This is a genomic window from Proteus sp. MB838, assembly GCF_054767435.1.
This window is the reverse complement of sequence record NZ_BAABMO010000105.1, coordinates 1-636: the sequence shown is the minus strand read 5'-3', so window position 1 is coordinate 636 and position 636 is coordinate 1. Positions and strand designations below refer to the sequence as shown.

The 636-nt window shown below is 47.8% G+C and carries 1 rRNA gene; it reads right to left on the bottom strand.

The window, feature by feature from the left end:
• A 16S ribosomal RNA gene (locus tag ACYUCW_RS18130) occupies window positions 1-473 on the bottom strand; the annotation flags it as partial.
• Between the last annotated feature and the right edge of the window lie 163 nt (window positions 474-636).

Sequence of the window (636 nt, the reverse complement as noted above, 5' to 3'; positions counted from 1 at the left end):
AAGGGTATTAACCTTATCACCTTCCTCCCCGCTGAAAGTACTTTACAACCCTAAGGCCTTCTTCATACACGCGGCATGGCTGCATCAGGCTTGCGCCCATTGTGCAATATTCCCCACTGCTGCCTCCCGTAGGAGTCTGGGCCGTGTCTCAGTCCCAGTGTGGCTGATCATCCTCTCAGACCAGCTAGAGATCGTCGCCTAGGTGAGCCTTTACCCCACCTACTAGCTAATCCCATATGGGTTCATCCGATAGTGCAAGGTCCGAAGAGCCCCTGCTTTGGTCCGTAGACATTATGCGGTATTAGCCACCGTTTCCAGTAGTTATCCCCCTCTATCGGGCAGATCCCCATACATTACTCACCCGTCCGCCGCTCGTCAGCAAGAAAGCAAGCTTTCTCCTGTTACCGCTCGACTTGCATGTGTTAGGCCTGCCGCCAGCGTTCAATCTGAGCCATGATCAAACTCTTCAATTAAAAGTGTTTGATGCTCAAAGAAATCGAAAACTTAGCTTATTCATTATATGAATTAACTTGTTAGTCACTCTTCAAGACTTGATACATCTAATTTTTTAGAAGATATCGTCTCTGCGAGTGCCCACACAGATTGTCTGATAATTTGTTAAAGAGCAGTGCAACT